The following is a 3055-nucleotide window of genomic DNA, read 5'->3' as shown; positions in this document are numbered from 1 at the left end:
AGTTTGATAAATAAAGCAAAAACATCGGACAAAAGCTATAAATCAGACTTGAAATCGCTGAAATCAAAGGTGCTTTCCATAGATGAAAGCATATGCGACGTCGATGATGTTATCAGTTCGATAAAATCATCAACGAAAACGCAGGAAGATAAGATTGAAACTCTGGAAAATCTAAAACAGGATATAAATGATTTTATATCTGATGTTGTACGCATTGACGGTGACGCCGCCGATGCAATCAATAAGAGCAAAGATGATTTTTACGATAAATATGAATATCTGAAGCCCGAATGCGAAAAAAGCGGTTGGGAGAAGTTCAAAGACGGCTGCAAAAAGGTCGGCGAGTGGTGCCAGGAGCATTGGAAAGAAATTCTTGCGATTGCAGTTGTTATCACCGGTGTTGTTCTTTGCTTTGTTCCGGGTTTGAACTGGCTTGGCTCTGGAATTTTAATCGGCTCATTGAAAGGTGCTTTGAGCGGAGGTCTGATAGGTGGACTATCAAGCTGGGCGTCAGGAGGTTCATTCTGGGAGGGCTTTAAGGACGGCGTGGTGACCGGAGCTATTTTCGGTGGCGTATTTGGCGGACTTGGAGCGGCAGGTGAATTTTTAGGTAATGCCAAGGCGGTTAGTTTGCTTGCCAATGGAAAATGGTTGGGTAAATCGTGTAGCTTTGCTAAAACGGTTGGAACGGTCGCCAAAGCAAGTGGAGCTATCACATTTGTAATGGGAGGCTTTGATACTCTCGCATTAGGTTCAAAGATATTGTTTGGTGATAACTGGTTTAGTGACTTTAATGCGGCTTTGCATGAGAGTTCTATATACAATGTAGCTCAGACGACTATAGCAAGTGTAGCTGTTTTTACCGGCGGAATGAACAGCGGATTTAACAAGGCAGCTAACAGTGCAGGAGTTAAACCGTCATGTTTTGTGGCGGGAACGCTTGTCATGGCGGTTGCCGGAATGGTTGCTATAGAAAAGATAAAGTCAGGAGATAAAGTCATTTCAACAGATCCTGAAACAATGGAAACTGGTGAAAAGACCGTCCTTGAAACATACATAAGAGAGGTAACTACTCTTGTTCATCTTACAGTAAACGGCGAAGAAATCGTTACAACTGTTGACCACCCGTTTTATGTAAAAAATCAAGGCTTTATCAAAGCAGGAGAACTAATAGTTGGTGATGAACTTCTTGATGTAAACGGAAATGTTCTTTTAGTTGAAAATTTTGATATTGAGTTGACAGAAGAACCCACTACAGTGTATAATTTTCAGGTGGAGGATTTCCATACTTATCATGTTTGTACATTGGGCGTGTTGGTGCATAATGCTGGCAAAGAATATGGAAAACAATATTCTCCAGAACAGCAGAAACTGGTTAAGGAAGGAAAAAATATTAGCAAGATAAATCGTGTCACAAGATTAGAGGCAGAAGATTATGTAAATAGATGTAGAGCAGCTGGACTTGGCAAGGATAAAGTTCGTATAGACCCACCGCATTTCAATAGAATGGATCCAGCAAAATTGGCTGAAGGTATATCAGGTAAGCCGCATTTACATGTTCCTTCAGGCAAAAATTCTCATGTGGAAATTATTGATTAGGAGAGTGAGATAATGAAGTTGTATAGAAATGGTTATGTTGTATCCGAGGTAAAAGATAATGATTATACATATAATGTATGGCCGTTTGAAGATGTAGATGATGATAAGAATGCTATGATGTTAACTGAGGAAGCAGATAACACTTGGTTTCTGCAATATGATATGCAACATATTGTCCCTGATTTTAAGTTTGTATATAAATATTTTCAATATTGTCAAAACAATGGGCTAAAGTCGAATATTCTTTTGTATGAAACAACTAACAAAGAAATCGTTGTTCCTGAAATTAAATTGCCAACTAAATTATTAGGTTTTGATTGCATTGGTAATGTATATTATTCGTATTTAAAAAATGAATATAACTATTTTAAAGACGATTTAAATGCAAAAGGTATATATGTCAATAAATATGGGTTATTGGATTCTTTAGAAGATGTTTTGACTTATATAAGCTTAAGACAAAAAGACATTAGTTCTGGAATACAGTTGGAAAATTTCTGGAAAGAGCTCCCAACAAAGATTAGTTGTGTCAAATTGTAAAAGTGTATTCATTTAGCAATGGGATTAATCGCAATCAAAAATATAAAAGCAATAAAACTAATAGTTGGCAATTAAAATTATTTTACTTTAACAATATGGAGGTGATAAAATGCCCACAAACCAAGAAAAAGTTTCACAGCTTTTAGCAGATTCGCACTTTGCATTCATAAACAGCCAAAACAACGAATCTCTTCATTTAGCAAACGAGGCAATTAGGCTTGCTCCAAAAAATCCTGACGCTTATCAATGTGCAGGAGATGCGTATATGTCTTTGGGGCAGTATGAAAAGGCGGTCGAGAGCTATAAAAAAGCGGTCAAGCTTGATCAGAATAACGGCAACAGGTATTTTAACTTAGGGTATGCCCTTGCTACCAACGAAAAAGCGGCAGACGCTATAAAAAATCTTGCAAAAGCTGATGAGCTTGGTTGTTCGCCTGAGAACACAGTCCAGCTGTATAACCTGCTCGGAATAATCTGTTTCGATATAGGAAGATATAAGGATGCACTTGTAAATCTTGAAAAAGCGGAGCAGATAATCGGTGTGGATATGGATATCATGAAACGTAAGGCAATTATTTACGGCATGAAGAATGATATCCGAAACGGACTTCTTACCACCAATCAGATGAAGCTTGTCGCACCGTCAGACTACACTGGCTATCAGCTTGCATTTAAACTGCTGTGCCAGGCAAACCGCCTCGACGCCGCAGAACGGGAACTTGAAATGGCTAAGAAATATGCCGAGCTTTCAATGGATTACTACTTTGACTGCATGACCTTTGAGATTCAGAAGTATCAGACCGATAAGGACAAGCAGCGATATAACAAGGCTCTTACATTTATTGAAGAAGCCTTGAAAACGTTAAAACCTACGTCTACAGAGGTAATCGAAAGCTATATCAACGCCGCAGAAATA

At 38.4% G+C, this 3055-nt stretch carries 3 protein-coding genes; all 3 read left to right on the top strand.

Annotation, left to right across the window (positions count from 1 at the left end):
* Positions 1-1599 (top strand): polymorphic toxin-type HINT domain-containing protein (locus WS40_RS10265; RefSeq protein ID WP_325208536.1); only part of this gene is annotated, 1599 nt, incomplete at its 5' end.
* A 12-nt stretch (positions 1600-1611) separates the two neighbouring features.
* On the top strand, positions 1612-2139 hold the full coding sequence (locus tag WS40_RS10260) for a hypothetical protein (protein ID WP_022287971.1): 528 nt from the start codon (positions 1612-1614) through the stop codon (positions 2137-2139).
* Positions 2140-2248: 109 nt separating this feature from the next.
* Positions 2249-3055 (top strand): tetratricopeptide repeat protein (locus WS40_RS10255; RefSeq protein ID WP_046442111.1); only part of this gene is annotated, 807 nt, incomplete at its 3' end.

This window comes from Ruminococcus sp. N15.MGS-57 (genome assembly GCF_000980385.1).
Lineage (GTDB): Bacteria > Bacillota > Clostridia > Oscillospirales > Ruminococcaceae > Hominimerdicola > Hominimerdicola aceti.
This window is presented reverse-complemented; position numbering and strand designations above follow the sequence as displayed.